This is a genomic window from Rhodospirillaceae bacterium, from assembly GCA_028819475.1.
Classification (GTDB): Bacteria; Pseudomonadota; Alphaproteobacteria; order Bin65; family Bin65; genus Bin65.
The window spans coordinates 59522-85648 of record JAPPLJ010000060.1 but is presented as its reverse complement, the minus strand read 5'-3'; the positions used below and the strand labels follow the sequence as shown (position 1 = coordinate 85648).

24 protein-coding genes are annotated in these 26127 nt (G+C 64.7%); 16 read left to right on the top strand and 8 right to left on the bottom strand.

Features of this window, described 5'->3' with window-relative positions:
* Positions 1-62 precede the first annotated feature (62 nt).
* Positions 63-965, bottom strand: coding sequence for a sulfite exporter TauE/SafE family protein (locus OXM58_18125; protein MDE0150278.1), 903 nt, complete (start codon positions 963-965; stop codon positions 63-65).
* Positions 966-1096: 131 nt separating this feature from the next.
* Here OXM58_18125 and OXM58_18120 point away from each other — a divergent pair, with 131 nt between their 5' ends.
* Positions 1097-1873 carry a GntR family transcriptional regulator gene (locus tag OXM58_18120; protein MDE0150277.1) on the top strand — a complete coding sequence of 259 codons (777 nt, stop codon included), beginning with the start codon at positions 1097-1099 and terminating at the stop codon, positions 1871-1873.
* A gap of 44 nt (positions 1874-1917) precedes the next feature.
* Here OXM58_18120 and OXM58_18115 read toward each other — a convergent pair whose 3' ends face one another.
* Positions 1918-3336 carry an MmgE/PrpD family protein gene (locus OXM58_18115; protein ID MDE0150276.1) on the bottom strand — a complete coding sequence of 473 codons (1419 nt, stop codon included), beginning with the start codon at positions 3334-3336 and terminating at the stop codon, positions 1918-1920.
* A gap of 49 nt (positions 3337-3385) precedes the next feature.
* Positions 3386-4507, bottom strand: a complete 1122-nt coding sequence (locus OXM58_18110; GenBank protein ID MDE0150275.1) for an amidohydrolase family protein — start codon at positions 4505-4507, stop codon at positions 3386-3388.
* Between the two features lie 335 nt (positions 4508-4842).
* Between OXM58_18110 and OXM58_18105 the strand changes: the two genes are divergently transcribed.
* From OXM58_18105 to OXM58_18095, 3 genes are all read left to right on the top strand, one after another.
* Positions 4843-6195, top strand: coding sequence for an amidase (locus OXM58_18105; GenBank protein MDE0150274.1), 1353 nt, complete (start codon positions 4843-4845; stop codon positions 6193-6195).
* A gap of 103 nt (positions 6196-6298) precedes the next feature.
* Positions 6299-7660, top strand: coding sequence for a hypothetical protein (locus OXM58_18100; GenBank protein MDE0150273.1), 1362 nt, complete (start codon positions 6299-6301; stop codon positions 7658-7660).
* Positions 7661-7744: 84 nt separating this feature from the next.
* Positions 7745-8134, top strand: a complete 390-nt coding sequence (locus OXM58_18095; protein ID MDE0150272.1) for a (2Fe-2S) ferredoxin domain-containing protein — start codon at positions 7745-7747, stop codon at positions 8132-8134.
* A 29-nt stretch (positions 8135-8163) separates the two neighbouring features.
* Here OXM58_18095 and OXM58_18090 read toward each other — a convergent pair whose 3' ends face one another.
* The 5 genes from OXM58_18090 to OXM58_18070 all read right to left on the bottom strand — a co-directional run bounded on the left by OXM58_18090 (position 8164) and on the right by OXM58_18070 (position 13256).
* Entirely contained in the window at positions 8164-9675 is a 1512-nt protein-coding gene (locus tag OXM58_18090; protein ID MDE0150271.1) for a tripartite tricarboxylate transporter permease, read from the bottom strand.
* 42 nt (positions 9676-9717) lie between these two features.
* Positions 9718-10284 carry a tripartite tricarboxylate transporter TctB family protein gene (locus OXM58_18085; protein MDE0150270.1) on the bottom strand — a complete coding sequence of 189 codons (567 nt, stop codon included), beginning with the start codon at positions 10282-10284 and terminating at the stop codon, positions 9718-9720.
* Positions 10285-10435: 151 nt separating this feature from the next.
* Complete coding sequence (locus OXM58_18080; protein ID MDE0150269.1) at positions 10436-11419, bottom strand: tripartite tricarboxylate transporter substrate binding protein; 984 nt, start codon at positions 11417-11419, stop codon at positions 10436-10438.
* 87 nt (positions 11420-11506) lie between these two features.
* On the bottom strand, positions 11507-12700 hold the full coding sequence (locus tag OXM58_18075; protein MDE0150268.1) for an amidohydrolase family protein: 1194 nt from the start codon (positions 12698-12700) through the stop codon (positions 11507-11509).
* Positions 12701-12896: 196 nt separating this feature from the next.
* Positions 12897-13256 (bottom strand): DUF427 domain-containing protein, encoded by a 360-nt coding sequence (locus tag OXM58_18070; GenBank protein ID MDE0150267.1) that lies wholly within the window; start codon positions 13254-13256, stop codon positions 12897-12899.
* A gap of 232 nt (positions 13257-13488) precedes the next feature.
* Between OXM58_18070 and OXM58_18065 the strand changes: the two genes are divergently transcribed.
* The 12 genes from OXM58_18065 to OXM58_18010 all read left to right on the top strand — a co-directional run bounded on the left by OXM58_18065 (position 13489) and on the right by OXM58_18010 (position 26101).
* Entirely contained in the window at positions 13489-14307 is an 819-nt protein-coding gene (locus OXM58_18065; protein ID MDE0150266.1) for an enoyl-CoA hydratase, read from the top strand.
* Positions 14308-14463: 156 nt separating this feature from the next.
* Positions 14464-14910: a type II toxin-antitoxin system ParD family antitoxin gene (locus tag OXM58_18060; protein ID MDE0150265.1), complete on the top strand. Its 447-nt coding sequence runs from the start codon at positions 14464-14466 to the stop codon at positions 14908-14910.
* Positions 14907-15266, top strand: a complete 360-nt coding sequence (locus OXM58_18055) for a DUF86 domain-containing protein (protein MDE0150264.1) — start codon at positions 14907-14909, stop codon at positions 15264-15266. The genes OXM58_18060 and OXM58_18055 overlap by 4 nt, the downstream gene beginning before the upstream one ends.
* A gap of 127 nt (positions 15267-15393) precedes the next feature.
* The gene (locus OXM58_18050; protein ID MDE0150263.1) at positions 15394-15882 is read left to right on the top strand and encodes a CoA-binding protein; all 489 of its coding nucleotides are present in this window, start codon (positions 15394-15396) and stop codon (positions 15880-15882) included.
* Positions 15883-15937: 55 nt separating this feature from the next.
* On the top strand, positions 15938-17254 hold the full coding sequence (locus OXM58_18045) for an O-acetylhomoserine aminocarboxypropyltransferase (protein MDE0150262.1): 1317 nt from the start codon (positions 15938-15940) through the stop codon (positions 17252-17254).
* 72 nt (positions 17255-17326) lie between these two features.
* Positions 17327-17971, top strand: a complete 645-nt coding sequence (locus OXM58_18040; GenBank protein MDE0150261.1) for a flavin reductase family protein — start codon at positions 17327-17329, stop codon at positions 17969-17971.
* Between the two features lie 54 nt (positions 17972-18025).
* Positions 18026-20452: a xanthine dehydrogenase family protein molybdopterin-binding subunit gene (locus OXM58_18035; protein ID MDE0150260.1), complete on the top strand. Its 2427-nt coding sequence runs from the start codon at positions 18026-18028 to the stop codon at positions 20450-20452.
* Complete coding sequence (locus OXM58_18030; protein ID MDE0150259.1) at positions 20445-21617, top strand: iron-containing alcohol dehydrogenase family protein; 1173 nt, start codon at positions 20445-20447, stop codon at positions 21615-21617. The genes OXM58_18035 and OXM58_18030 overlap by 8 nt, the downstream gene beginning before the upstream one ends.
* Positions 21614-22996, top strand: coding sequence for an MmgE/PrpD family protein (locus OXM58_18025; protein MDE0150258.1), 1383 nt, complete (start codon positions 21614-21616; stop codon positions 22994-22996). Before OXM58_18030 ends, OXM58_18025 begins: the two co-directional genes overlap by 4 nt.
* A 214-nt stretch (positions 22997-23210) precedes the next feature.
* Positions 23211-24173, top strand: coding sequence for a TRAP transporter substrate-binding protein DctP (dctP, locus tag OXM58_18020; protein ID MDE0150257.1), 963 nt, complete (start codon positions 23211-23213; stop codon positions 24171-24173).
* Between the two features lie 71 nt (positions 24174-24244).
* The gene (locus OXM58_18015) at positions 24245-24763 is read left to right on the top strand and encodes a TRAP transporter small permease (protein ID MDE0150256.1); all 519 of its coding nucleotides are present in this window, start codon (positions 24245-24247) and stop codon (positions 24761-24763) included.
* Positions 24764-26101, top strand: coding sequence for a TRAP transporter large permease subunit (locus OXM58_18010; GenBank protein ID MDE0150255.1), 1338 nt, complete (start codon positions 24764-24766; stop codon positions 26099-26101).
* Positions 26102-26127: the final 26 nt, after the last annotated feature.

Genomic DNA, 26127 nt, shown 5'->3' with positions numbered 1-26127 from the left:
GGGTTCCGGGCCGGTTTGCAGTCTTTCTGAATTAACTGAAAATTACGATCGATACCGCAGGCCTAGATCAGATAATACAGACCGATGGCGAATAGAATGATCGCGACGTAAAGCTTCAGCAGCCTTTCGTTGATATAGCGGTTGAGCATTGGCCCCAGGAGCGACCCGATCATGATCCCGCTGCCTTCGATCCCGACCAGCCACCAGTCGATATGGACATGCATGGCGATGTAGGCGAGGACGCTGGCCATCAGCGGGACCATCAGGGCGACCAGCGCCGTACCGGCCACGAGGTACATCGGAAACAGCAGGATCGTCGCCATGAACGGTGTTACCAGGAAGCCGCCGCCGACGCCGACCGAGGCGCCGAGGAACGAGATACCGAAAGCGCCGGCGGCGACGCCCAGGGGCTTGAAGTCGAACTCCTCGCCGGCGAAGGCGATGCGCACCCGGTTCCAGGCGATCGACAGGGTCTTCGGCGCGTGGCCGGCCGGCGCGTGGCCGGACTCGGCATCGATCTGCGCCTGGCGCACCCGCTCCGAGGCAGCCTCGGCCTTGCGCGCCGCGCGCGACGGCGACCTGGTCCAGGCCTCGTACAACACCCGCGCCGCGACCAGAGCCACGAGGCCGCCGAATACGGGCCGGTAGTCGGCCATGTCGCCAAGATAGTTCTTCGAGAACCACGAACCCGCGATGGCGCCCAAAGGCGCACCGATTGCGAACGCAAGAGCGAGCGGCCAGACGATGCGTCTCTGGCGCTGATAGATGGGGACCGAGAAGATGCGGCTGATGAACTCGAGGATCTGATTGACGGCCTTGATCATGTTGGGATCGCCGATCCCGAGAACAGAAATATGACCGATGCCCGCGAGAATGCCGCCGCCGCCGCCGCCCATGGCCATGACAAATCCCGCGAACACCGACCATCCGAACGCGAGATAAGGATTGAATGCGAGGTCTTGCATGCGCCAGGTCCCCGGATCCTAACCGTCAACTATCTAGCATCGTTTGCTTCGCGTCTCCAAAACGGGTAGGTAGGGGCCGGGCACCGTGGCTCGGGGAGCATCCTTAAGAGGGTCGGGGAATTGCAGGTCCAATGCCGAACGACGCGCTCAAAAATCTGTTGCAGATGATCGAGGAAGAGAACGACCCAAACGTCTTGAAGCAACCCAAATATGCCCAGCTTGCCACGCATTTGTCGCACATGATCGAAGCGGGTATCTGGAAGCCGGGCGACAAGTTACCGTCGGAAGCCGACATGGCCGAGGTTTTGCCCGCAAGTCTCGGAACCATCCAAAAAGCCCTGAGCCGCCTGTATGACCAGGGCGCCATCATTCGCAAACATTACCGCGGCACTTTCGTAAACGGCCCGCAATCGCTTCTTGGCCCCTGGCATCTGAAATTCATGGACGACGACGGCAAGACGATCCTGCCGGTCCGCCAGGAAGTCGTCGGCATAGAGAGGGTCAAGGGCGAGCAGCCCTGGGCGGCTTTCCTGGGCGAAAGCCCGTTCTATGTCTGCATCAAGCGCGCCGTCGACGTGAACGACGAATTCCGCGCCGTCAGCCATTTCTTCGTCTCCGGCGACAAGTATGGCGATCTTCTCGACATGCCGGTCAGGGAACTCAGCGGCACCTACATCCGTGCAATCCTGAGGTCGAGGTTCGGAACGCCGACTCTGCGGCTCAGCGAAAGGGTTGCGTGCCAGGCGTTTCCCCGCGACGTATGCGAAAGCCTTTGCCTCCCCGAAGACTCGGTCGGCATGGTCTTTCATATCCAGAGCTACGGCTATCGGGACGGGCCGATTTCCTACCACCTCGTTTACCTGCCGCCCAACCGGCGGCTTCTGGTATTGGGCGAAAAGCAGGCATAGAGCCAAAAGAGGTCACAGGACGCCCCGGCGAATCCGTATACGATTTAACCGCGCACCGAATCCGGCCGGAGCGCCGCTTTCAGGTCCCGCATATCGTCGAGTGTCTCCAGCTTGTCGACGACATCGACGACCCGGTCGGCCCAGCGGGTATCGAAGCGTTCGGTCATCCGGCGGAACTTCGCTTCCAGCTCCGGCCCGGTCAAAGGATTGGTAATTTCGCCCTTGTGCGCCGTGAAACGGACATGGTGGCTTTGACCGTCCGTCGTCGTGACCTCGGCGCCGCCGGGCCATGACCGGCCGGTCAGCCGCTCCAGTTCCGGGCTGCGGACGATCCTCACTTTCTCCGATGCGAAACGAAGGATATCGGGATCTGTAAATTTCTCCTCTGACAATTGATCGAACCAATAGTCGCCGTCCATGGCCGTTGCTGCAGCGATATAGCGGAGGTTATTGAAGGCTTCCGTCGAATTTTTCGGTTCGCGGAATTCTTCATGGCCGTGAGCCGATACATAGGCAGACAACAAATCTATGCGGGCGATATCGCCGGCTTTCAATCGTTCCTTGCGCAGAATCTCAAGCAGCGAATCGATATTGGCATTGAAGGTTTTCTTTGCGGGATGGATACAAAAATCCACTTCCCGCGAGCGCCACACCGCGCCGAGACCGGCAGCCGCTTCTGCCAGATTATAGTTTGGAGAAACGATCCCCGATCCGAAACAAAGTCCGTCTTCATAAAGCCGGTATCCCGCAACGAACCCGGTCCGGGCGACATAGCCGTTTTCGATACCGCCGGCGACGGCCTTGCCGGCGAACAGCGATTTTCCCATATGGCCGCCCGACGGACGGTAGACCCCCGCCAGCTGCGTGCCGCCGAGCACCAGGGCCTGAACCATTCTGCCCGGATCCAGACCGAGCAGACGCGCCGTAGCCACCGAGGTGCCGATGGCGCCGAGCGCACCCGTCGCTTGCCAGCCCCTGCCGTCCGAATCGAAATATCCGCCGCGCCCGCTGACGTCGGTCGCCACCGCCGCCCGAAGGCAGACTTCCGTGCCGGCGACGCAGGCCGCAATCACATCGCGCCCGGAAAGCCCTTCTTTTTCGGCCACGGCGATCGCCGCCTGCGGCATCAGGTAGTTGGTGTGAACAGGATGCGCGTTGAAAGAGTCGCCGATGTTCGGCGCGTGCGCCGCCGTTCCGTTGACGAGCCCCGCTGTACGAACCGGGAGATCGATGCCGGTTCCCCAGACGCCGGCGTCCGGCGTTCCGGCACTGAGACTGCGGGCATAGTCGAGGATCAGGGCGCCGGTTTCGAACTCGAGGCCGCGCACCGCGCATCCGATGCCGTCCAGAATCGACCGCTTGGTGAATTCGACGACATTCGACGGTATGTCGCCATAGGCGAGACCGGCCGCCCACTCGGCAACCCGGGCGGTAACCGGACCGACGATTTCTTCGTCCAACATGGAAAAAAAGCGGGCGCGGCCCCAGGGACTGCCGCGCCCGGCCCGGATCTCAGTCGTCGGGTTTCAGATTGAACACGTCGATCAGGTTCCGAGAGAAGAACAGTTCCCTGTGTTCCGGGCTGATGTCCGGAAACTCGTTGAGGTAGCGTTCGACGCCGCTGATGCCGCTGGAATCCCAGTGCGGATAATCGCTGGTGTATCCCATGTTCCTGCCTTCCCAGAGAGCCATTGTCTCGGCCAGCAGGGGCTCGTCGTCCTCGAAGGCGCAGATGCAGACCTGGCGCTTGAAGTAATCGGACGGCAGCATGTCCAGGTTCAGTTCATGGGCCGGACGGGATTCCACATGCTCGTCCATGCGGCCGATGAAGTAGGGAACCCAGGTGACGCCGGCTTCGCACATCATGACGTTCAGCCTGGGATGGCGCTGCAGGACGCCGTAGCCGATGATAGCGATGAGCGCGCCGCACATTTCCAGCGGATGGGACGCCACATGCGCCATCCAGTAGACGTCGTACTTGTAGTCGGCGCTGTGGGTCGCGTTGTAGGTGCCGGTCGCCTCATGGAACAGGAGCGCCATGTTGTTGTCCGTCATGGCTTCCCATACGGGATCCCAGTCCTCGGTCCACCAGCGCACGTCCTGCATGACATTGGGCCGGAGCCACATGGCCGACGCGCCCAGTTCCTTGCACCGCTTGACCTCGGCGACGGCGCGCCCGGGCTCGAGCGGAATGGCGCCGCACCACAGGTGGCGCTTACCGACGCAATAGTCCTTGGCGGTCCAGTCGTTCAGCGCCCGCATGAGGGCGTATTGCAGGTCGATATCGACCACGTCCGGCAGGAAAAGGCCGCCCGTGGGAATCCACATGCCGATATCGACGCCGGTGATGTCCATGTCCTCGTCACGCTTGTCGAGGGCATGCTGGACGGCTTCGTCCCGCGTCAGGGATACGCCGCGCGGCCGGTAGTCCGAGTTGCCTTCCGGACGGCCCACGCCCCAGCCGTGCGGCTTCTGGTACATGCGCCCCTCGACAACAAACCGGATACCGCCGCCGTTATCGACCGCCACATACGGCGCCTGATCCTGGAAATCCTTGTCCAGATACTTGGTGAAGGCTTCCAGCGGCTCGATTAGATGGCGGTCGCCGTCAAAAACGAAAAAATCCTTACCCACCGTTTTCGACGATTGACGATATGAATCGGCAACCGCGTGGTAAAAATCATTCCCGTTCTGTTGTGCTGCTGTCTCGCCCATGACGACACCCGATCCGTATCCTCTGCACGATGCCGTGACCATCAAGGCATTTCCATGTGCTATATAGTACGGATTATCAAAAGTCCTTTCGCATGGCGAGTCAAGCATTAACGGCGGCGGAACGGCGCTCCATGCGGAACGGCCGGTTATCGACGAGGGTCTGAGCCATCGCGACCAAGAGCGCCGAAGGCTGGCCGACGAGCATTGCCGAGGCTGGCGCCGGACTGCGGTCGGGCGCCTTCAGCGTCTATGGGTTGACCCGGCATTTCCTGGAGGGAATCCACCGGCTGCAGCCTCAGCTCAACGCGTTGATCGCGGTCGACGACGATCTTGCCATCGCCGCAGCGGGAGCGTTGGACGCCGAACTGAAAAACGGCCTCGACCGGGGCGCGCTGCACGGCATTCCAATCGTCGTCAAGGACGATACGGACGTCGCCGGATATCCGACAATCGTCGGGTCCGCGCTGTACGGGGCCCGGGGTGCAGCGCGCATCGCCGAACGGGATGCGGCGGCGGTTGCGCGGCTGAAGGCGGCGGGCGCGGTCATCCTCGGCAAGGCCAACATGAACGAATTCGCCGCCGGCGGCAAAGGCGGCTTCAATCCCCACTTCGGGAATACCCGAAATCCCTGGTCGCTTCGCCATGACCCCGGCGGCTCGTCGAGCGGCACGGGCGCTGCGGTGGCGGCGCGGCTTTGCCTCGGCGGGACGGGCACCGATGCCGGCGGCTCCGTGCGCGGGCCGGCGTCGCGATGCGGCGTCGTCGGAATCCGGCCGACCTATGGGCGGGTCAGCAGCCGCGGGATATTTCCGAGGTGCTGGAGTTTCGGAACGGCAGGGCCGATTGCCGGCCGGGTTGCCGACGCCGCCGCGTTGCTGACGGCGATGGCCGGCCACGATCCCGGCGACCCGAATTCGCTCGACCTGCCGCAGGAGGATTTCGCGCGGGACCTGCACCGGGGAATCGACGGATTGCGTCTCGGCCTCGTCGACGGATTTTCGTTCGCAGAGCTCGATCCCGAAGTCGCCGAAGCCATTTCGGGCGCGGTTGCCGCTTTCGAAAGCCTGGGCGCGCAGGTCAGATTCGTCGGCGCGCCCCTCCTCAGCAGAACCCTCGATGCCGCCCGGCTGGCTGAAATCATTTTTCACGAGTTCGCCGAGGCGATTGCGGACGAGTACGACCGTGCCGACCCGTCCCTGTTCGGCGAGATCGTGCACCGGGATATCGCCAGGGCCCGCGAGGCGGTTCCGGGCCGCTACGACCGGCTCGTCGCCGAGCGGCGGCAGCACCGGCGCGCTGCCGCGGACCTTTTCGCCGATGTCGATTGCCTGCTGACGCCGGTATTTCCCGGCATGCATGCGGGCATTGACGACCCGCCGGACCTGTCAGGCGATCATCGCCGTTTCACCGTACCGGTAAGTTACCTCGGACTGCCCGGCATCGCCTTGCCGTGCGGCCTGAGCGCCGACCGCCTGCCGATCGGCATGCAGATCGTCGGCGACCGAAACGACGAAAGCCTGATCGTTCGGGTCGCCGCAGCCTTCGAATCAGCGTCGGGCCTGTTGGATGAACAACCGCCGATCCTATGGACCGGATCCGGCATCTGAAATCGGATTGCCAAACCGGTTCCGGGACAATTCGGTTACAAATTGCCCGAAACTACATTATAGTACGTAGTCCCTATTTTCTTCGGATCGGGATTTATTAGTCATGAATAGGATTTTACGGCGGGCAGACCTGATACCGCAGCAGATTGGCGTGCTGTACCACCCGGTCATTTTGAAACTTGAACTGCTCAGCCAGGGCTTGCGAATTTCACCGGCTGCCAGTGAGGAAATCGGAAAATCCCTCAAGATCGATCATGCGGTCGGCGCGGTCGGAAAACACGCCCTCGACATCATCCTGACACCGGGAAAGGTCTATGTCGGCCTGCCGCACGGCGCCGCCGTGAACGAGCATTTCGAGGACGGCACGCCTTTCACATTGGAGGTCGATGGCGACGGCCAGTTTTTCATCGGGAAGAAGCCGGCCCGGTTGAAAGAGGACGGTCGCTGGATTTGCATGGAGGAGGACGCCGAACCGGAACGGCTGATGAATTGCACCCTGCCGGCGACTCCCGGCTATTACGACAAGAAGACCTCGAACGGCCATTCCATGCGGTCGATCATGCCTCATGCGGGCGACTTCGGAGGTTCCACGATCTTTCCGCAATGCGTTTATTTCGGTCATTTCCTCAAGGAGTTCGAAGGCACCGAGTGCCGGTTTTGCGGGATCGACGAGAACCTGGAATCCGGACGGGATCCGTATCCGAAACGCATCGACGATTTCCTCGAAACCCTGGAAGAAGCCCGTAAACACCCCGGTTTCCGGCACGGCCCGGTTTTTGCCGGCGGCACGACGGCCGGACCGGACCGGGGCGCGAAGGTGCATGCCAAATTCCTCAGGCCGATCAAGGACGCGTTTCCGGACAACTGGCTGCGCCTTACGATCGCGCCGCCCAGAGAAGAAAAATACGCCGACATGCTGTTCGAAGCCGGCGCCGACATGGTGGGGTACAACTACGAAATCTACGACCCGCAACTGTTCAACAAATTGTGCCCCGGCAAGGTAAAGGACATCGAAGACGGCGTCCCGGGGCACGATCAGTATGACAAGATGATCAGGCACATTGTCGAGAATTTCGGCACCGGACGGGCGAACGCCAATCTGCTTGCCGGATTGGAGCCGGCGCAAAGAACGGTCGATGGCATCGAGCATCTGGCGTCGATGGGGGTAATTCCGACTATTTTCGTGTTTGTGCCGCTAAAGGGCACGGCACTGGAAGGCCAGATGCCGCCCAGCATTCGCGAAATGATCTATATTTATTCCAACCTGAAATCGATTACCGAGAAATTTGGCGTCGATACCTACTGCGCCGGCTGCTGCCGCATGCTCGTCAACACCAAGTTCTATGACGGCATGCAGCCGACCATGCCGGCGATCACCGAAGACGACCTTCGCTACGTCGGTTTGCCGCCGGAAGACCTGTATGAAGCGCCGCCGCTACCCTTCCACCTGAATTGCGCGTGGTGAACGGACCGGCGCGCCGGCGACCGGGGAATAGCGCTCCATGCAGAGCGGTCTCCTGAAAATTGCGGCGGATAGAGATGGGCCGCGATGAAAGGTCCAAGGGCCGAAACAGCGATAGTCGACGATCCGACGCCCTATTATCCGGGAGACTATCGCTGCCAGATTTTTTGCTGCACGTTTCAGCGCAGCCCGGACGCGCGCCGGTCGTGCGGCCTCAACGGCTCGGCCGATCTTCGCGATTACCTGATCGCCCGGGTCAGGGAGCTGAACCTCGCGCATGTGCGGGTTCATTCGGCCGGCTGTCTCGATCTTTATTGCGAGGTCGGCCCCATGATGATGATTCTGCCGGAGGAAGTGCGCTATCGCTACGCCAGCCGCGCGGACATCGACAAAATCCTGCTCAGGCACGTTATTCGGAAGGAGCGGGTCGAAGAACTACTCGTGATACCGAAACAGAAACCGGAAGACATTTCCTGAAAATTCCGGACTGTTTTTAATACCCCCGGTCAGGCCGGGCCGCCGATACGATTTCTGATCGTCCGGCCGAGTTGCATGATGGACGGCCACAGGGACCACAGCAGGAATGCGATCGCGAGCGCCATGATCACGCCGCTCTTCGGGCGGGTGAAAAAGATCAGTGCGGTGTCGTAGCTGGCCAGGGAGGTCAGGTAAAACCGTTCCGCCAACGGCCCCAGAATTATGCCCAGGACCATAGGCGTCGTGGGAATGTTGAACCGCTTCATGAAGTAGCTCAGGACCCCGAAGAACAGGCAGATATAGACGTCCGCGATGTTGTTGCGCACGGCAAACGCGCCGATCACCGCCAGAACGATGATCATCGAATAAAGAATTGCCGGCGGCACCTTCATGATGAGCGAGAAGCCGCGCGCAATCGGCAGCCCCATGACCACGATCAGGAGATTGGCGACCAGGTAACCGGCAAAGACCGTGTAGACCAGTTCCTTGCCGCTCACGAACAGGATCGGGCCGGGGTTCACGCCCTTCAGCATGAGGGCCGCCATCATGATCGCGGTTGCCGCGCTTCCCGGGATCCCCAGGGTCAGCATGGGAATGGTCGCCGCGCCCGTGGTCGCGTTCTTCGCCGTTTCCGGCGCCGCCAGCCCTTCCTCCACGCCAGTGCCGAATTTATCCCCTCGCGGCGAAACCTGCTTCTCCACGCCATAGGCAATGATCGCCCCGACCAGGCCGCCGGCGCCGGGAATGACGCCGATCATGCACCCCAGACCGGAGCCCCGTGCGATCGTGCCCTTCAGCTTCCACAATTCTTTGAGAGACGGGAGCTGGGTGTGCCTGTCCAGGTTGCGATGACCGATTTTCAGGTGCTGGGTGAGCGTAAACAGAACCTCACCGACCGCAAACATTCCGATCATCGCCACGACGAAGCTGACCCTGCTGTCCAGGACCTCCCAGCCGAAGGTCAGACGCGGCATGGCGTAAAAGTAATCGATTCCGATCGTCGCAATGATGAGACCGGCGAAAAGCGACAGCAGCGCCGGAAGCATATTGCCCTTGGCGATGGATATCACCGTGACGAGCCCGAGGAAGGTCGCGGCAAAAAACTCCGGCTGATCGAATGTCAGGGCGAACTGGGCGAACGGCGGCGCGAAGAAAATCATCAGCAGCGCGCTGACCATGCCGCCGATGGCCGAACAGGTGATGGCGATGCCAAGGGCTTTCGCCGAGCGCCCCTGCTTGGTCATCGGATAGCCGTCCCACGTCGCCGGCAACGACCCGGGCGAACCCGGTATGTTCAAAAGAACCGACGAAATGGAACCGCCGAATATGCCGCCGACGTAAATGCCGGTCAAAAACAGCATGGCCGAAACGGGGGTCATGAAATAGGCGAAAGGCAGACCCAATGCCATGGCGTTGACGAAGGCAATGCCGGGCATAGCTCCCGCGACGATACCGATGAACGACCCCACCAGAAGAAATGCAAAATTGGTGACCTGAAAGAGGTTGCCCATTCCGGCAATCAAATTCGGAATGATGTCCATCGCCGTGCCTTATCTCGAGCCGTTCGTCATTTCGCGACGATGCTAAAATAATCCCAATGTGCGGTAGAGCCCGATTGTCAGGTCGTGAAAGACACCGACACCCTTGGGCAATGGCATGTAGGCCATTTTGAGAAATACGAACAGGAAGACCAAAGTCGCGACCACGCCGGTGAGCAGGATCGGCAAGACCCGGCGCTGCCCGCTGATCACGAGCCAGTAGAGAATCACCAGGAAGGTCGCGAACGCGAATCCGAGATATGTGGTGGCAACGCCGTATCCGACAATTCCCAGGAATCCCAGGACCATCTTCGTGTTGTCGTGCTCGCCTGCCTCCACTCCCTCGCTGGCGACGATTGCGACGACGTCATCGCCGATGATCTCGTCGGAAGCGGGCGGCGCCGTTCCGGCGGTCGTCTGCTGGCCGGCCGAATTCCTGCGCTCCTTCCACAGGTTGCGCAGGTTCCAGAGAAGCATGACTCCGGCGACCGCCATGAGCGCCATCGTCATCATCGACGGCCAGGTCACCGGGTTATGGGGCCTGTCGGCATCGAAATGCACGTCGGTGAACAGGGCGAAAAAGACAAGGCACCCGGCGCCCAGAACGAGCAACGGAACGCCGAGTTGTTTCCACACTGAATTGATTTGGACCAATCTAATCCCTCAACGCAGCCGAACCCCCCCTTCCGCAGAACGGAAGGGGGGGCTCAAAGCGGACTTCACGCACCGGTCCCGGACGTATGTCGCAGGCTGTTGTCCGGTCCTACTCCTTGGTCGGAATTCCGAACTGCTTGGAGTACTTCTTCATCGTGCCGTAGTAGTTCTCGATGAATGCCCTTGTATCCTGGGGATTCCGGGGCGCCGTACACGTCGCCGTCCGATCGCAGAACTTCTTGAATTCGGGCGAGGTGAACGCCCGGCCCAGCGCTTCGCTCAGGATTTTCTGGCGATCCGCGGGAACGTCCTTGGCCGTGATGATCGCCCGGTAGTTTTTCAGATACATATCGAAGCCGAAGTCCGTGATCTTCGGAACGTCGGGATAGTAGGGGTTCTTCTCCGGGGAAAACACGACAACGGGCCGGATCTGCTTGGCGTCGATGAACTGCCGCACGTCGCCGGGTTCCTCATACATGATGTCGACATGGCCGCCCAGGGGCGCCGCATACCGTTCGGCCGGAAGCTCGTAGGGAATCGGCTTCCACTTGTAACCCTTGGTCGCAAGATACTTCAGGGTGAGGTCGTCGGGACCGCCGAAACTGGCGCCAAGTGCAAGCTTCATCTTGCCCGGGTTGGCTTTCACATACGCCAGGATTTCCTTGAAGTTCTTGAATTTGCTCTTGTACGGAACGAAGAGCATGGAATCGGTGACCTGGCCGAGGCCGATGAACGACATGTCCTTGGCCCTGAGCTTGCCGTACCCCTGCAGCCACGAGGCAACGGAAAACGCGGTGATCGAACCGATGGTGTAACCGTCGGGCTTCGCCGTTGCGACCGCATGAACGCCGGCATTGCCCTGCGCGCCCGTGACGTTCGACGGCTGGACCTTTACGCCGAGCTCTCTCGACAACAACGGCGCGAGGGCCCTGACGAATTGATCGGCGCCGCCGCCGGGGCCGTAGTTGGCGATTATGTCGATCGGCCTGTTGGGGAATTTCTCTGCGGCCCATGAACCGGATGCCGCGACCGACAACGCGAGTCCTATCGCAACGATACCGGTCGTCTTGCGAATGTATGCTGTCGTACTCATTGCGTTTCCTCCCAGCGCAATAGTTTCAGGTACAGTTCGAACTTTCGGTGAGTCGTTACCTCTCCGTGTCTCGGTCGTGCCTCATTCCTAGAGGTTTCCCAGAACGTCGATTGCGTTGTGAGAAAAGAACCGGTTCCGGGTTTCCTCGTCGAAATCCGGATAGTATTTGAGATATTGTTCGACGCCGCTGACACCGCTCGAATCCCAGTGGGGATAGTCGCTGGTGCATGCCATGTTCCTGCCGTTCAGCCACTCCATCGTCTCCTTGAGGAGCGGTTCCTGGGGTTCGAACGTACAGATGCAGCACTGTTGCCTGAAATACTCCGAGGGCAGCCTGTCGATATAAATATTCTCGCCCGGCCGGTCTTCGAAATGATCGTCCAGCCGTCCGAGGAAGAACGGCACCCAGGTCGCGCCGCCCTCGCACAGAAGGGCTCTCAGTCCGGGATGGCGCGCGAGGACGCCCATGCCGATGATCCCGACCAGGCCGGTGGCCATTTCGCACGGATGCGAGACCGTGTGGGTCAACCAGTAGTGCTTGAACTTGTATTCGGTGCTGTAGGACGCGTGGTATGTGCCGGTCCCTTCATGGAACACCACGGGCAGTCCGGCGTCCACCATGGCCTCCCAGACCGGATCCCATTCCGGCTCCCACCAGTGCACGTCCTGCATCACGTTGGGGCGCAGCGCGATCCCGTTCGCCCCCATCTCCGCGACCCGCTTGATTTCCGCCACGGCATTGACGGGATCCAGGGGAATCGAGGCGCACCACAAGTGGCGCTTGCCGATCGCCCAGTCGTTGGCGATCCAGTCGTTGTAGCTGCGCATGTAGGCGTATTGCAGGTCCCAGTCGAGGACGTCGGGCAGGAACACGCCCATCGTCGGGATCCACAGGGCGACGTCGATCCCCGTGCGGTCCATGTCTTCGTCCCGGTTGGCGTAGACATGTTCGCAGGCATCCCGATAGCTCAGGGAAACCCCGCGCGGGCGGTGATCGGAGGTGCCCTCGGGCCGGCCGCTGCCGAGCCCTCTCGGTTTCTGGTACAAACGGCCTTCGATCATCAGCCGGGTCGCGCCGAAATTGTCTCGCACTTCCTGCACAGCGGCGTCGGAATATTTCTTGTCGAGATATTTGTTAAAGGCCTCGGGCGGTTCGATGATATGCCGGTCGGCATCGATGACGAAATACTCGGGACGGATTTTCTTGGTTGGAGAGCGATACTCGTCGGCAATTACTTGATAGCGATCGTTACCGTTCAGCTTTCTTGCCGGTTCCGCCATGACCTGCCCCCCGTTTTGCAATTCCTCCAATACGAATGAATTCAATCAGTGCCTTGCCGGCCGATCTGCGCCGACAAATAATTTAGAACGATTCAAATAAAGTAACTGTCAAGCTACTATATATTACGGGATATTTGGCGTCAACGGCGGCGGGATTATGCGCCGGCGCGGCGGGGCTGCCCCGGTCAGCCGACAATCAGCCGGCGGTCAGCGAATCCACCCGGTCGGGATAGAAGGCGACGTGGCCGGCGACGGCGGCGACGGCCTCGTACGGCTCCTCGTAGGCCCAGACCGCATTCTCCGCGCTCTCGATGCCGACCGTCACCGTGTAGTAGCTGGCGTGGCCCTTGTAGGGGCAGTAGGTCCGGTGCGCGGTCTTCGCCATGACCGCCCGGTCCACATCGGCCAGCGGTATATAGTAGACGGGCGTATAGTGCGCCTCCTGCATCTTCAGCGCCTGCGACGACCGGGCGACCGTCTTGCCGTTGAAGACGACCGTCACCGTTTCCGCAGCGGGCTCGACGGTAATCGGATGATCGGGGCCGGGCTTCTTCACGCTTCGCCTCCTCGCTGACCGGGTTGCGATTTTCACTCCCGGGTGCGCCGCTTGTCCAGACCCCGCGACGCCGCCCGGACCATGATGCCCGGCAGTTCGGGAGCGCACGCGGCCCGCCGGCAGCCGCGCGGCGCGCCATCGCGATTGCGGCATGGCGTCGGCTTTTCATATTCTTGCTATCGGTCTATGAGTCCGGCGGAGGGAATCGATAAGGACGAGGGGGGTCCGGGCCATGACCGAACCGTCGAAATCCCCAGCCTCCGCCGCCCCGAACGAACCGGTGCTGCTGCCGGACCTGTCGGAACGCGGCGTTCTCACGCTCACGCTCAACCGGCCGCGCGTCTACAACGCCCTGTCGGAAGACCTGCTGGATGCGCTCAAGAGCGCGCTGGAGAGCGCCGCGAAGGACAGCGCGGTGCGCGTCGTCGTGATCCGGGCCGCCGGCCGCGCCTTCTGCGCCGGCCACGATCTCAGGGAAATGCGCGCGCAGCCGGACCGAGCCTACTACACCGCCCTGTTCGACCGCTGCAGCGCCATGATGCAGACCGTCACGACGATGCCCCAGCCGGTCATTGCCCAGGTCCAGGGCATCGCGACCGCGGCGGGCTGCCAGCTCGTCGCCGCCTGCGATCTCGCCGTCGCCGCCGAAACGGCGATCTTCGCGACCAACGGGCTCAACAACGGCCTGTTCTGCTCGACGCCGTCGGTCGCGCTGTCCCGGGCCGTGGCGCGCAAGCACGCCTTCGAGATGCTGTTCACCGGCGAGTTTATCTCGGCCGCCCGGGCCGCCGAGATCGGCCTGATCAACCGGGCAGTGCCGGACGACGAACTGGACGACGCCACGGCCGACCTCGCCGACCAGATCGCCGCGAAGTCGACGGTCACGACGCGCAGCGGCAAGAAGATGTTCTACCGGCAGCTCGGCCTCGATCTCGAGGACGCCTACGACTTCGCCGCCCACAACATGGCCTGCGACATGATGAGCGAAGACGCCGTCGAAGGCATCGACGCCTTCCTGGAGAAACGCGCGCCGGTGTGGCGGGACAGGTGAGGGGCAATACGCGCCGATAGAGGAGTCCGGACAAACCGATTTGACCGTTCTCGGGCTCGACCGGAATTTCTCCTGGAATTCTGCTCGTCGGCAAACAATGGCAAAGTTTGACAATGTTTGTTATATTTGCCGGTGCGCCATTCTGGAGGCGGGCCGATGAATGTATCGCTTACAGCAACTTTGGAAGAATTTGTCCGACGCAAGGTTGCGTCCGGCCTATACAACAATGCCAGCGAGGTTGTCCGCGAAGCGCTGCGGATGCTGATCGAACGGGAATCGGGCGCGATGCCGGATGTCCGGGCCGGGCCGCTTCGGGAGACCGTGCTCGAACGGCTGCAAGCCGCCGAAAGCGAGGTTCGGCAGCGGGGCGTGGCATCCCTGGCCCTGTTCGGTTCGGCGGCGCGCGGAGAAGCCGGGCCGGACAGCGACATCGACATCCTGATCGACGTCGCAGCCGGTTACCCGTTCAGCCTGGTCGATCTCGCTTCCCTGAAGAACTTCCTCTCCGACCGGCTGGGGCATGACGTCGATATCGTCACCCGGGAAGGCATCGCACCGACAATTGGAGAACGGGTTCTCAGGGACGCCGTACAGGTCTTTTGACGCGATCGGACCGGCGGTTTTACGCCCAACATATCCTTGAGGCCATCGCGAATATCGAAGATGACCTCGCAGGCCATACATTCGACAGCTTTTGCGCCGACCGGCGGACCCGCCAGCTTGTCGAACGCAACCTCGAAATCGTCTCGGAAGCCAGCCGCCGCCTGCCCGACGATCTGAAAGCCGGCGAACCGGAGATCGACTGGCGCGCGATAGCCAGCATCGGGAATGTCCTGCGTCACGACTACCACCGAAGCCAGCCTTCTATACTCTGGCAAGCCTGCCGGCGGGATCTCAGTCCGCTAAAGGCCGCCGTCACACGAATCCGGCGGGCGCTGGAGGCCCAGGAGCGTTCTTGAACCGGCACTGAGAGCCAACCCATAACTTCGCCCTCGAACCGGGCGGGCCGGCGGTGTACAACCCTTGTCTCGCCGACCCGGTCCCGGCGCACCGCCCTGACCCTGCCATCATAGGCTTCCCCCGCCCATGAACCACGACGCCTACACCGACGCCTATCTGCGCAGCGTGCTGGGCGATGCGCGCTCGGTCGCGATCGTGGGCCTGAGCGCCAACTGGAACCGGCCGAGCTATTTCGTGGCGAAATATCTTCAGGCCAAGGGCTATCGCGTCCTGCCGGTCAACCCGCGCGAGGCCGGCGGCGAAATCCTCGGCATGGCGGTCGCCGGCGCGCTCGACGAGCTCGGCGAGACGCCGGACCTGGTCGACGTGTTCCGCAACTCGGCCGCCGCCGGCCCGATCACCGATGAAGCGATCGCCGCCGGGGCGAAGGCGGTGTGGATGCAGATCGGCGTCCGCAACGACGAGGCGGCGGAACGCGCCGAGGCCGCCGGCCTGCGCGTCGTGATGAACCGCTGCCCGAAGATCGAATATTCCCGCCTGTTCGGCGAGTTGAGCTGGGGCGGCTTCTGGTCCGGCGTCATCTCGGCAAAGCGCCGGCGCGCGCGGCTGAACTGACGATGGCGCCCCGGAGGACAGGTCGAATGAGGACGGCACGAACGAGGACGGGGCGATGAGCGGCAGCGGCGACCCGACTTACGGCTTCGAGACCCTGGCGATCCATGCCGGGGCGCAGCCCGAGCCGGTGACCGGCGCGCGCCAGACGCCGATCTTTCAGAACACCTCCTACGTCTTCCACGATGCCGACCACGCCGCGTCCCTGTTCAACCTGATGGAGCCGGGCTTCGTCTATTCGCGGCTCGCCAACCCGACCAACGCGGTGCTGGAGGAGCGCCTCGCGGCGCTCGAAGGCGGCGTCGGAGGCACGGCGGTCGCAACCGGCCACGCGGCGCAGGTCCTCGCCCTGTTCCCACTCATGGCGCCGGGCTGCGAGGTCATCGCCGCCAACAAGCTCTACGGCGGTTCGCTCAACCAGATGGGCAACAGCTTCAAGAAGTTCGGCTGGAAGGCGCAGTTCGTCGATCCCGAGGATCCGGAGAATTTCCGCCGGGCGCTGAGCGACGACACACGGGCGCTCTTCGTCGAGAGCATCGCCAACCCGGGCGGCGTGATCGTCGATCTGGAAGCCATCGCCGCCATTGCGCACGAAGCCGGCGTGCCCTTCGTCGTCGACAACACGATGGCAACGCCCTGGCTGTGCCGGCCGATCGATTTCGGCGCCGACATCGTCGTCAACTCGACGACCAAGTTCCTGTCCGGCAACGGCACCTCGCTCGGCGGCGCGGTGGTGGATACCGGCGATTTCCCGTGGCTGGAGCACGCCGACAAGTTCCCCAGCCTCGCCCGGCCGGCGCCGGAGTATCACGGCCTGACCTTCGCCGAGACCTTCGGCACGCTCGCCTACACGACCTACGCCCACGCCGTCTCCCTGCGCGACCTCGGCGCCAGCCAGCAGCCGATGAACGCCTGGCTCACCCTGCTCGGGCTGGAGACCCTGCCCCTGCGCATGGAGCGGCACTGCGCCAACGCGCGCGCCGTCGCCGAATGGCTGGAGGGCCACCCGGCGGTCGACTGGGTGTCCTATGCCGGGCTGCCGTCGAGCCCGTTCCACGATTTGCAGCAGCGCTACATGCCGCGCGGCGCCGGCTCGGTCTTCACCTTCGGGCTCAAGGGCGGCTACGAGGCCGGGATGCGGCTGGTCGAGACGGTCGAGCTGTTCAGCCACCTCGCCAATGTCGGCGACGCCCGCTCGCTGATCCTGCATCCGGCGAGCACGACCCACCGGCAGCTGACCGACGAGCAGCGCGCGGCGGCCGGCGCCGGCGACGACGTCATCCGGCTCAGCATCGGACTGGAGACCGCCGACGACCTGATCGCCGACCTCGACCGCGCCCTGCGCGCCACGGCGATCCGGGCCGCTGCGGAATAGGCGGGCACCCGCACGGCTGGTAATGGCTTCCCCGTCCCCGCCATCGTCGCCGAGCGGAGAAAGGAAGCCACCATGGTCCCGGAAAAACGCGATCTCGAAGGCCGGCAGCGGGACCGGGCGTTTGCGCCGTCGTCGGGCGTCGCCATCGTCACGACCTGCGACGGCGCCGGCCGGGTCAACGCCGCGGCCTACGGCAGCTGCGTGCGCGTCAGCCATGAGCCGCTCGATATCGCCTTCACAGCCTACGCGACCCACGACACGGTGGCCAATCTCCGGCAAATCCCGGAATTCACCGTCAACCTGCCCCGGTTCGATCCGGACATCCTCTCAAGGTTGCAGACCGTCGGCCTGTCCTTCTCCCGCGGCGTGAACGAACTGGAGCAGGCCGGCCTGACCGCGCTGGCGGCCCAGGCCGTGCGCCCGCCGCGGGTCGCCGAATGCCCGCGCCATTTCGAATGCCGGGTGATCTGGACGAAGGAATGGGACGGGCGGGTCATGGTCGCCGGCCGGGTCGCCGCCGCCTCGGCCGATGCCGATTGCGTGGACGAGCGGGGATACCTCGTCTGGGACCGGGCGAAGCCCGTCCACACCTGCGGCGCTGCCTATATCGACATGTTCGTGCCGGCCTTCGAACCGGTCGCCGTCGCCCCGAATTACGACGGCCCGGAACGGCGGGCCTATGAGGACAACGCCCGCCGGATGCGCGAAGAGGGCTGAGACGGCCCCGAAATGCGGTTGCCCGGAGGCGGGGCGGCCGATAAGCAGACCGGCATGGACAGCGACCGACCCACTGTGCCGGCCGTCACGGCGGCGGAGGCGGGCCCCGCCGCAGATTCGGATGCAGAGCCGGCGGGTATCGGCGCTCCGCTGCTGCGGCTGGAGGACGAGCGCTTTCTGCGCGGCGAAGGTCGCTTCGTCGAGGATATCGCGTTGCCGGGCGAGACCCGGGCGGTCTTCCTGCGCAGCCCGCACGCCCACGCCCGTATCGGCGGCCTGTCCATCGCCGAAGCGCAAGCGATGCCGGGCGTGCTCGCGGTTCTGACCGGCGCGGACGTTGCCGCCGACAGGCTGGGCGGCGTGCCGTGGGAAGTGCGCCCGCCATCCGACGCGCCCGCCGAATCCCTGCCTCCCCTGGGCGATCCCTCCGTCGCCGCGCCGCAGCCCCTGATCGCCGGCGATACCGTCCGTTTCTGCGGCGAGATCGTGGCGATGGCCGTGGCCGAAACCGAGGCCATCGCCCGCGATGCCGCCGAATGCATTGCCGTGGAATATGAACCGCTGCCGGCCTGCGCCGACAGCGCGGAAGCCGCCGCCGCGCCGGCCCCGGCCCTGTGGCCGCAGGCACCGGGCAACTGCGCCTTCACGATCCGGCTGGGCGACCGCGCGGAAACCGACGCCGCGTTCGCGCAAGCCGCCCATGTCGAGAGCATCGAACTGGAGAGCAACCGGATTTTCGGCGCGCCGATCGAGAACCGTTGTTACATCGGCGAATACCAGGCAGAACGCGATTGCATCGTGCTGTACGCCGCGGCCGGCAAACCTCATTCCATGCGCAAGACCCTGGCCGCGGACATTTTCGGCGTGCCGCCCGAGAAGATCGCCGTGAAGGTGCCCGATGTCGGCGGCGGCTTCGGCATCAAGAACGTGCTCTATCCCGAGGAATGCCTTGTGATGTGGGCGGCTCGGCAGCTCGGCCGGCCCGTCAAGTGGATCGGCCGCCGCGACGAGGGCTTGCTCAGCGATGTTGGCTGCCGGGAGCAGGCGAGCCGGGCCGAGATGGCGTTCGACGGCGACGGGCGCATTCTCACCGTCCGCGTGCGCTCGACCGGCAACCTGGGCGCCTATCTCGCGCCGCGCGGCGTCGTCTCGCTGCGCAACTCCGGCTATGTCCTGGGCAACGTCTATGGTGTGGCGGCGGTCGACTACGAACTGCGCGCCTTCCATTCGAACACCGTGCCGACCTGTAATTTCCGCGGCGCCGGCGAGCCCGAGGGCGTCAACATCGTCGAGCGGCTGATCGACGCCGCGGCGCGCCGGTTCGGCCGCGACCCGGTCGAACTGCGCCGGCGCAACCTGCTGCCGCCCGATGCACTGCCCCGCACCAACCCGGCCGGCCTCGTGCAGGATACCGGCGACTATCGGGCGCTGCTCGACGCGGCGCTCGAAATGGCGGACCGCGCGGGCTTCGCGGCGCGGAGGCGGCAGTCCGAAGCGCAGGGCCTGCGGCGCGGCTTCGGCATCGCCATGCATGTTTACATGGCGGGCTTCAACTTTATCGAGACGACCCGGCTGGTCGTCGGTGCGGATGGCGGGATCGACCTGCTGATCGGCGCGCAGTCCGGCGGACAGGGGCACGCCACGACCTTCGCGCAGGTCGCGGCGGCGAGCCTCGGCATCGACCCCGCGCGCATCCGCGTCGTCCAGGGCGATACCGACCGGATCGAAACCGGCTCCGGCACCGGCGCCAGCCGGTCGCTGACCATCGGCGGCTCCTCGGCCCTGCTGGCTGCGGACGCGCTGGTCGAAACCGGCCGGGATCGGGCGGCGCAGGCGCTGGAAGCCGCCGCCGGCGACGTCACCTACGCGCGGGGCGTTTTCGAGATCGCCGGCACCGACCGGCGGATCGACCTGGCCGCGCTTGCCGGGCTGGCGGCGCGGGATGGGGAGGCGTTGGACGCCGCGGCCAGCTATCGGCCGGAACACGGCACCTCGGCGGCCGGCTGCAACATCTGCGAGGTCGAGGTCGATCCCGAGACCGGCGCCGTGACGCTGGACCGGTACGTCATCGCGCAGGACGCCGGCCGGATCGTCAATCCGGTCGTCGTTGAAGGCCAGATTCACGGCGGCGTCGCGACCGGCATCGGCCAGGCCCTGCTCGAACACGCGATCTACGAGCCGGGCAGCGCGCAACTGCTGACCGGCTCCTTCATGGATTACGCCCTGCCCCGGGCCGCGGATGTGCCGACGCTCGGGCTGCTGCTGCACGAAGTCCCCTCGGCGCACAATCCGCTCGGCGCCAAGGGCATCGGCGAGGCCGGCGGGGTGGGCACGGCGCCGGCCGTCGTCAACGCGATCCTCGATGCGCTGGCGCCGCTGGGCGTGGCCCATCTCGACATGCCGGCGACGCCGCACCGGGTCTGGCAGGCGATCCGGCAGGCCCGCGCCGGGACGCAAACCGCGGAAGCCGCCGATGCTTGAAGGGCTGATCCAGGAGTGGCCACGCAAGGTCTGCCACGGCCGGGGCAGCGTCGCGCGGCTGCCCGAACTGATGGCCGAATTCGGGCGCGCCCGCGCCTTTGTCGTTTGCGGCCGGACGGTCGCGGCCGGGCCGATGCTTGAAGCCGTCACGCAATCGCTCGGCGGCCGGCTGGCCGGCGTCTATGACGGCATCACGGCCCACACGCCCTATGCCCAGGTCGAGGAGGCGGCGGCGCAGTTCGACGCCTGCGGCGCGGACACGGTCGTGAGCGTCGGCGGCGGCAGCGCGATCGACGCCGGCAAGGGCATCGCCCTGCTCCGGGCGACCGGCGGCGACTTCGCGCCCTACACCATCGATTTCGGCGCCAGGGGCATGGAGCGCGCCGCCATGCCCGACCCCGGCATCGCCCATATCGCGGTGCCGACCACCGCCGGCTCTTCGAGCGACGTCATGCCGACGGCCGGCCTGCGCGATCCGGAAAAGCGCACCAAGCTGCTGTTCTGGGACCGGCGCATGGTGCCGGACGCGACGATCCTCGACCCGGAGATGGCGATTTACGCCGACCCGGTGCTGAGCGCGCTCACCGGCATGACGGCCATGGCCCGCTGCATCGAAACCCTCTACGCCCGCACCCGCCAGCCGGTCACGACCGGTCTGGCGCTGCACGGCGCAAGGCTGCTGCGGGGCGCCCTGCCCCGCGCGGTCGAAAAGCCTGACGACCTGGACGCGCGCGCCGACTGCCAGATGGCCTGCCTGATGTCCGGCGTCGCGGGCATCAACACGATGGTCTGCGTCGTCCATGCGCTGGGCCACATCTTCGGCGGCCGCCACGGGTTGCAGCATGGCATCGCCCATTCGATCCTGCTGGCGCCGGCGATGCGCCGCCTGCTGCCGGCGCTGGGCGGCGGGCAGGTCTGGGTCGCCGAGGCGATGGGCGTGCGCACCGACCGCCTCGCGCCGGACGAAGCCGGAGCCCGCGCGGCGGACGCGATGGCGGAGCTTGTCGGCGCCCTGCCGATCCCGCAGCGGCTTGCCGACGCCGGCCTGACCGACGCCGATCTCGGACCGATCGCGGCCTTGGCGATGGACGACTACATGATGCCCCACGTCCCGCGGCCGGTGACGGCCGGCGAGGTCGAAGACCTGCTCAGGGACGTTCTTTGACCGCCCCGGCCGACCGCGCCGCCGCGCGCATCCTCGCCGACTGGACGGCCGGCCTGCGGTGGGCGGACGTTCCGGCCGCGCAGCATCCGCTGATCGGCCTGCGCGTGCTCGATACGCTGGGCCTCATCCTCGCCGGCGCTTCGACCGACGCGGCGGCGGCGGCTCGGCAGGTCGCGGGCCGCCAGGGCGCATCGGACGAAGCCGGCATTGTTCCGGGCGGCGGCAGGGCATCGGCGGCCTGGGCGGCTTTCGTGCATGGCGTGACCGCCCATTGCCGGGATTTCGACGACACCTTCCAGGATTCCGTCGTGCATCCCGGCTCGGTCGTCGTGCCGGCGGCCTTAGCGGTCGGCGAGGCGAACCGTGCGGCGGACGCCGACATCGCCGCCGCCATCGTCGCCGGCTACGAAGTCGCGGCGCGGCTCGGCAGCGTCGCCGGCCGGCGCTTCCACATCCGCGGCCTGCACGCCACCGGCATCGTCGGCCCGTTTGCGGCGGCCGCGACCGCCGGCCGGCTGATGGGGCTCGACGGCGCGGCCATCGCAAACGCCTTCGGCCTCGCCGGCAGCATGGCGGGCGGGCTGATGGCCTTCGTCGCCGACGGTTCCTGGTCGAAATGGCTGCACGCCGGCTGGGCGGCCCATGGCGGCATCGTGGCGGCGCAGATGGCGGCGCAGGGCTTCCGCGGGCCGGCCGGGGTGCTCGACGGGCGGCACAATCTCTATGCCGCACTGCTGGCGGGTGAGGAGATTTCGCCGGCCGGTCTGGCGGAAACCCTGACCGGCGGGCTGGGCGCGGCCTGGCGCGGCGCGGAGGTCCATTTCAAATACTATCCCTGCGCCCATGTCATTCAGCCCTATCTCGACGCCGCCATCGACCTGCGCCGCGAGCATGGCCTCCGCGCGGGCGACATTGTGGGCGGCGTCTGCCGGATCGCGCCGTGGGCGGCGCAGATCGTCTGCGAGCCGCGGGCCGCCAAGCTCCGCCCGGACAGCGAAATGGCGGCGATCGCCAGCCTGCCCTACCTGCTGGCCGTCGCACTCGCCGACGGCGCGGTGACCCTCGACGCCCTGGACGCGCCGTCGCGCCGTGACCCGGCGGTCCTCGACCTTGCGGCGCGCCTGACCCACGAGGAAGACCCGGCGCTCGGCCAGGGATTTGACGGCGTGCTGATCCTCGACCTGTCCGACGGCGGACGGCGCGAACGGCCGGTCTCCTCCGCTCCGCCGGATGCCGGCAAGGTGCTGGCGAAATTCCGCGCCAACGCCCGGCGCGCTTCCCCCGCGCGGGATACCGACGCGCTCGAACGGGCAGTCGTCGGCGGCCCCCTGCCCGATTTCGCGCGGCTGTTTGCGCTGTCCGGCAGCGTCTCCGATTGAAATTCCGGAAGACGCAAGTCCGCAGCCGTCCGTAGGGGAGGCTTGAAACCATTCCCTACGATTCTTTCGCCTGGTCCGGAGGCCGGGAGTGGCGTCCGGGGCGCCATGCGCTGCGTGCGCTGGTAATCCGGCGAACGGTCGGGTAGGTTCTGCGGCGCAATCCCGGAATTCCATAGGGAGGAAACGGGAATGGCGGGAAAACGAGGAGTTTGTAATGCGTAAATTGGGTCTTTTGATCGGTGCCGCGGCCATTGCCGCCGCTCCGTCCCTTGCGATGGCGGAAACCGGCATGCGCGCCATCGCCTTCATTCCGCACAAGCATCCGGTGATGAAATCGTCCCACGACTGGGTGAACAAGGTGAACGCCGCGCTCAAGGGCACGCTGAAAATCAACTATATCGGCGGGCCGGAAGTGATCGGCCGCCGCCAGCAATGGGACGCGGCCAGCAACGGCGTGATCGACATCATCTTCGCCGTGTTCGCCGATATCCAGGACCGCGCGCCCGAGACGGCGTCGAGCTGGCTGTCCAAATGCACGATTCCGGACGAGCGCAACAACGGCCATTTCGCCCATCTCGACGCCCAGATGGCGAAGCTGAACCTGAAGCTGATCGCGCGGGTCCAGTACGGCAACTTCTATCTCTGGATGAACAAGAACGCGAAGACGCTGGCCGATCTCAAGGGCCTGAAAATGCGCACGGGTTCGCTCTACGACAAGATGATGAAGAAGCTGGGCATGGTGCCGGTCACCATGAACTCGCCGGCCGTCTACACGGCGCTGGAGCGCGGCGTGGTCGACGGCTTCGGCTGGCCGACCGCCGGTGTGCTCAAGCGCGGCTGGGTCAAGAAGGCGAAGTACGTCGTCGACCTGCCCTTCTTCGGCAATTCGAACATGGGCGCGATCATGAATCTCGACCGGTGGAAGAAGCTGCCGGCCGACGCCCGGAAGAAGATCACCGAAATCTCGGTCGGCTACGAGCCGGGCATGGTGAAATACTACCAGGCCCTCGAGGCGAAGGACTGGGAGTCGCTCAAGGGCCACGTCACCAAGATCAAGTTCTCGGACGCCGAGAACAAGACCTATGTCGACGCCGCCTATGAGACCGAATGGGCGCGGCTGGCCGAAAAGGTCGGCGCCAAGCGTGTGGCCGAGCTGAAGAAGCTCGCCTGCAACTAGGCGCGAATGCCCTGAGGATATAGGTTCGGGGGCGGCTTCCCGCCGCCCCCGGATTTTTTGCGGATCGCCCCATGCAACGCTTCCTTCGCATCCTCGACCGGATCGAAGACGCGATGTCGTTCGGCGCTGTCCTGCTGCTGGTCGCCATCACGCTGGCGGTCTGCCTCGAAGTCTTCATGCGTTACGTTCTCAACGACCCGCTGGTCTGGGTCGTCGAGTTTGCCGAGTATGCGCTGCTCTATATCTGCTTTCTCGGCGCGGCCTGGGCATTGCGCGAGGGTAATCACGTCCGCGTCGATATTTTCCTCTATGCCTTTTCCCAGCGCTGGCGGCAGCGCTTTGGCGTCATCTCGTCGCTGCTCGGGCTGGGGATCGCGCTCGTCCTGCTGATCTGGGGCGCCGGCGCGACCTGGGAGAAATACGTCACCGGCGCCTACAAGCCGACGGTCGTGGAGTTCCCGTCGTGGATCGTCCTTCTGTGCATCCCGGTCGGCTCGCTGATCCTGGCCTTGCGCTTCCTGCGCCACACGATCGAATTCGCCGCCGGCGTGCGCAGCGACCAGGCCAGCTTCGAAACGGAAATCGGATAGATGGGTCCCGAGTGGTGGGTCGTCCTGCTGGTCATCTTCGGCGCGCTGATCGTGCTGCTGGCGATCGGCGTGCCCGTCGCCTTCGCCTTCCTCGCCATCAACGTCGTCGGCGTCTACATCTTCTGGAACGGCTTTGCGGGCTTTAACCAGCTCGTCCTTTCGGTCGGCGCGTCCGTCACCCATTTCGCGATCCTGCCCGTCCCCATGTTCATACTGATGGGCGAGGTGATGTTCCGCTCGGGCATCGCCTCGAAGCAGATGGAGGTGCTGGATTCCTGGTTCGGCCGGGTGCCGGGCCGGCTCAGCCTGATGGCGGTCGGCGGCGGCACCATGTTCGCCACGCTCACCGGCTCCGGCATGGCGGGCACGGCGATGCTCGGCAAGCTGCTGGTGCCGGACATGGAAGGCCGCGGCTACGCCAAGCCGATGACCCTGGGGCCGATTTTGGGTTCCGGCGGTCTGGCGATCATGATTCCGCCCTCGGCGCTCGGCGTGCTGCTCGCGGCCATCGGCGATTTCTCGGTCGGCGATTTCCTGATCGCGATCATCCTGCCGGGCCTGCTGATGGGCCTGTTCTACGCCTCCTACATCGTGATCCGCTGCACTCTGCAACCCCATCTGGCGCCGCCCTACGACGTGCCGCCCCAGCCCTTGCTGCCCAAAATCGGCAATACGCTCATCTATGTGTTCCCGCTCGCTACCATCGTTTTCCTGGTGATCGGCCTGATCTTCATGGGCGTGGCGACGCCGACCGAATCGGCCGCCCTGGGCGCCGCCGGCACCTTCATCCTCGCGGCCCTGTACCGGGGGCTGAACTGGGATGTCGCGGCGAAATCGCTGCGCTCGACCCTGGGCACGACGGTCATGATGTTCATGATCCTGACCGGCACGACGGCGTTCGGCCAGATCCTCGCTTTTACCGGGGCCTCGCGCGGCATGGTCGAGCTGGCGACGGCGGTCCAGGTCGCGCCCTTCGTCATCATCATCCTGATGATGCTTGTGCTGCTCGTCATGGGTACCTTCATGGAGCCGCTGTCGATCATGTTCCTGACGGTGCCGATATACCTGCCGATCGTCGAGGCGCTGGCGCCCGGCCTCGGCCTGACGCCGGAGCAGGCAATCATCTGGTTCGGCGCGATCATGCTGCTCAACATGCAGATGGCGAGCACGTCGCCGCCCTTCGGATTGCAGCTTTTCGTCATGAAGGGCGTCGCGCCGGCCGGCACGAAGATGATGGACATCTACAAGTCCGCCCTGCCCTTCCTGGGCTGCGATTCCCTGGTCATGCTGCTGATGATCTTCTTCCCGCCGATCGTCCTGTGGCTGCCGGGGCTGTAGGCGGTAAGGCTGTAGGCGGCGGGGCG

What these genes read in the sequence shown, in the direction of transcription:
- OXM58_18040 (MDE0150261.1), top strand. Translation starts at nt 17,327, where the DNA reads ATGGTCCCGGAAAAACGCGATCTCGAAGGCCGGCAGCGGGACCGGGCG.
- OXM58_18115 (MDE0150276.1), bottom strand. Translation starts at nt 3,336, where the DNA reads ATGTTGGACGAAGAAATCGTCGGTCCGGTTACCGCCCGGGTTGCCGAG.
- OXM58_18095 (MDE0150272.1), top strand. Translation starts at nt 7,745, where the DNA reads ATGAAAGGTCCAAGGGCCGAAACAGCGATAGTCGACGATCCGACGCCC.
- OXM58_18120 (MDE0150277.1), top strand. Translation starts at nt 1,097, where the DNA reads ATGCCGAACGACGCGCTCAAAAATCTGTTGCAGATGATCGAGGAAGAG.
- OXM58_18075 (MDE0150268.1), bottom strand. Translation starts at nt 12,700, where the DNA reads ATGGCGGAACCGGCAAGAAAGCTGAACGGTAACGATCGCTATCAAGTA.
- OXM58_18080 (MDE0150269.1), bottom strand. Translation starts at nt 11,419, where the DNA reads ATGAGTACGACAGCATACATTCGCAAGACGACCGGTATCGTTGCGATA.
- OXM58_18100 (MDE0150273.1), top strand. Translation starts at nt 6,299, where the DNA reads ATGAATAGGATTTTACGGCGGGCAGACCTGATACCGCAGCAGATTGGC.
- OXM58_18065 (MDE0150266.1), top strand. Translation starts at nt 13,489, where the DNA reads ATGACCGAACCGTCGAAATCCCCAGCCTCCGCCGCCCCGAACGAACCG.
- OXM58_18010 (MDE0150255.1), top strand. Translation starts at nt 24,764, where the DNA reads ATGGGTCCCGAGTGGTGGGTCGTCCTGCTGGTCATCTTCGGCGCGCTG.
- dctP (MDE0150257.1), top strand. Translation starts at nt 23,211, where the DNA reads ATGCGTAAATTGGGTCTTTTGATCGGTGCCGCGGCCATTGCCGCCGCT.
- OXM58_18050 (MDE0150263.1), top strand. Translation starts at nt 15,394, where the DNA reads ATGAACCACGACGCCTACACCGACGCCTATCTGCGCAGCGTGCTGGGC.
- OXM58_18030 (MDE0150259.1), top strand. Translation starts at nt 20,445, where the DNA reads ATGCTTGAAGGGCTGATCCAGGAGTGGCCACGCAAGGTCTGCCACGGC.
- OXM58_18035 (MDE0150260.1), top strand. Translation starts at nt 18,026, where the DNA reads ATGGACAGCGACCGACCCACTGTGCCGGCCGTCACGGCGGCGGAGGCG.
- OXM58_18060 (MDE0150265.1), top strand. Translation starts at nt 14,464, where the DNA reads ATGAATGTATCGCTTACAGCAACTTTGGAAGAATTTGTCCGACGCAAG.
- OXM58_18015 (MDE0150256.1), top strand. Translation starts at nt 24,245, where the DNA reads ATGCAACGCTTCCTTCGCATCCTCGACCGGATCGAAGACGCGATGTCG.
- OXM58_18045 (MDE0150262.1), top strand. Translation starts at nt 15,938, where the DNA reads ATGAGCGGCAGCGGCGACCCGACTTACGGCTTCGAGACCCTGGCGATC.
- OXM58_18125 (MDE0150278.1), bottom strand. Translation starts at nt 965, where the DNA reads ATGCAAGACCTCGCATTCAATCCTTATCTCGCGTTCGGATGGTCGGTG.
- OXM58_18090 (MDE0150271.1), bottom strand. Translation starts at nt 9,675, where the DNA reads ATGGACATCATTCCGAATTTGATTGCCGGAATGGGCAACCTCTTTCAG.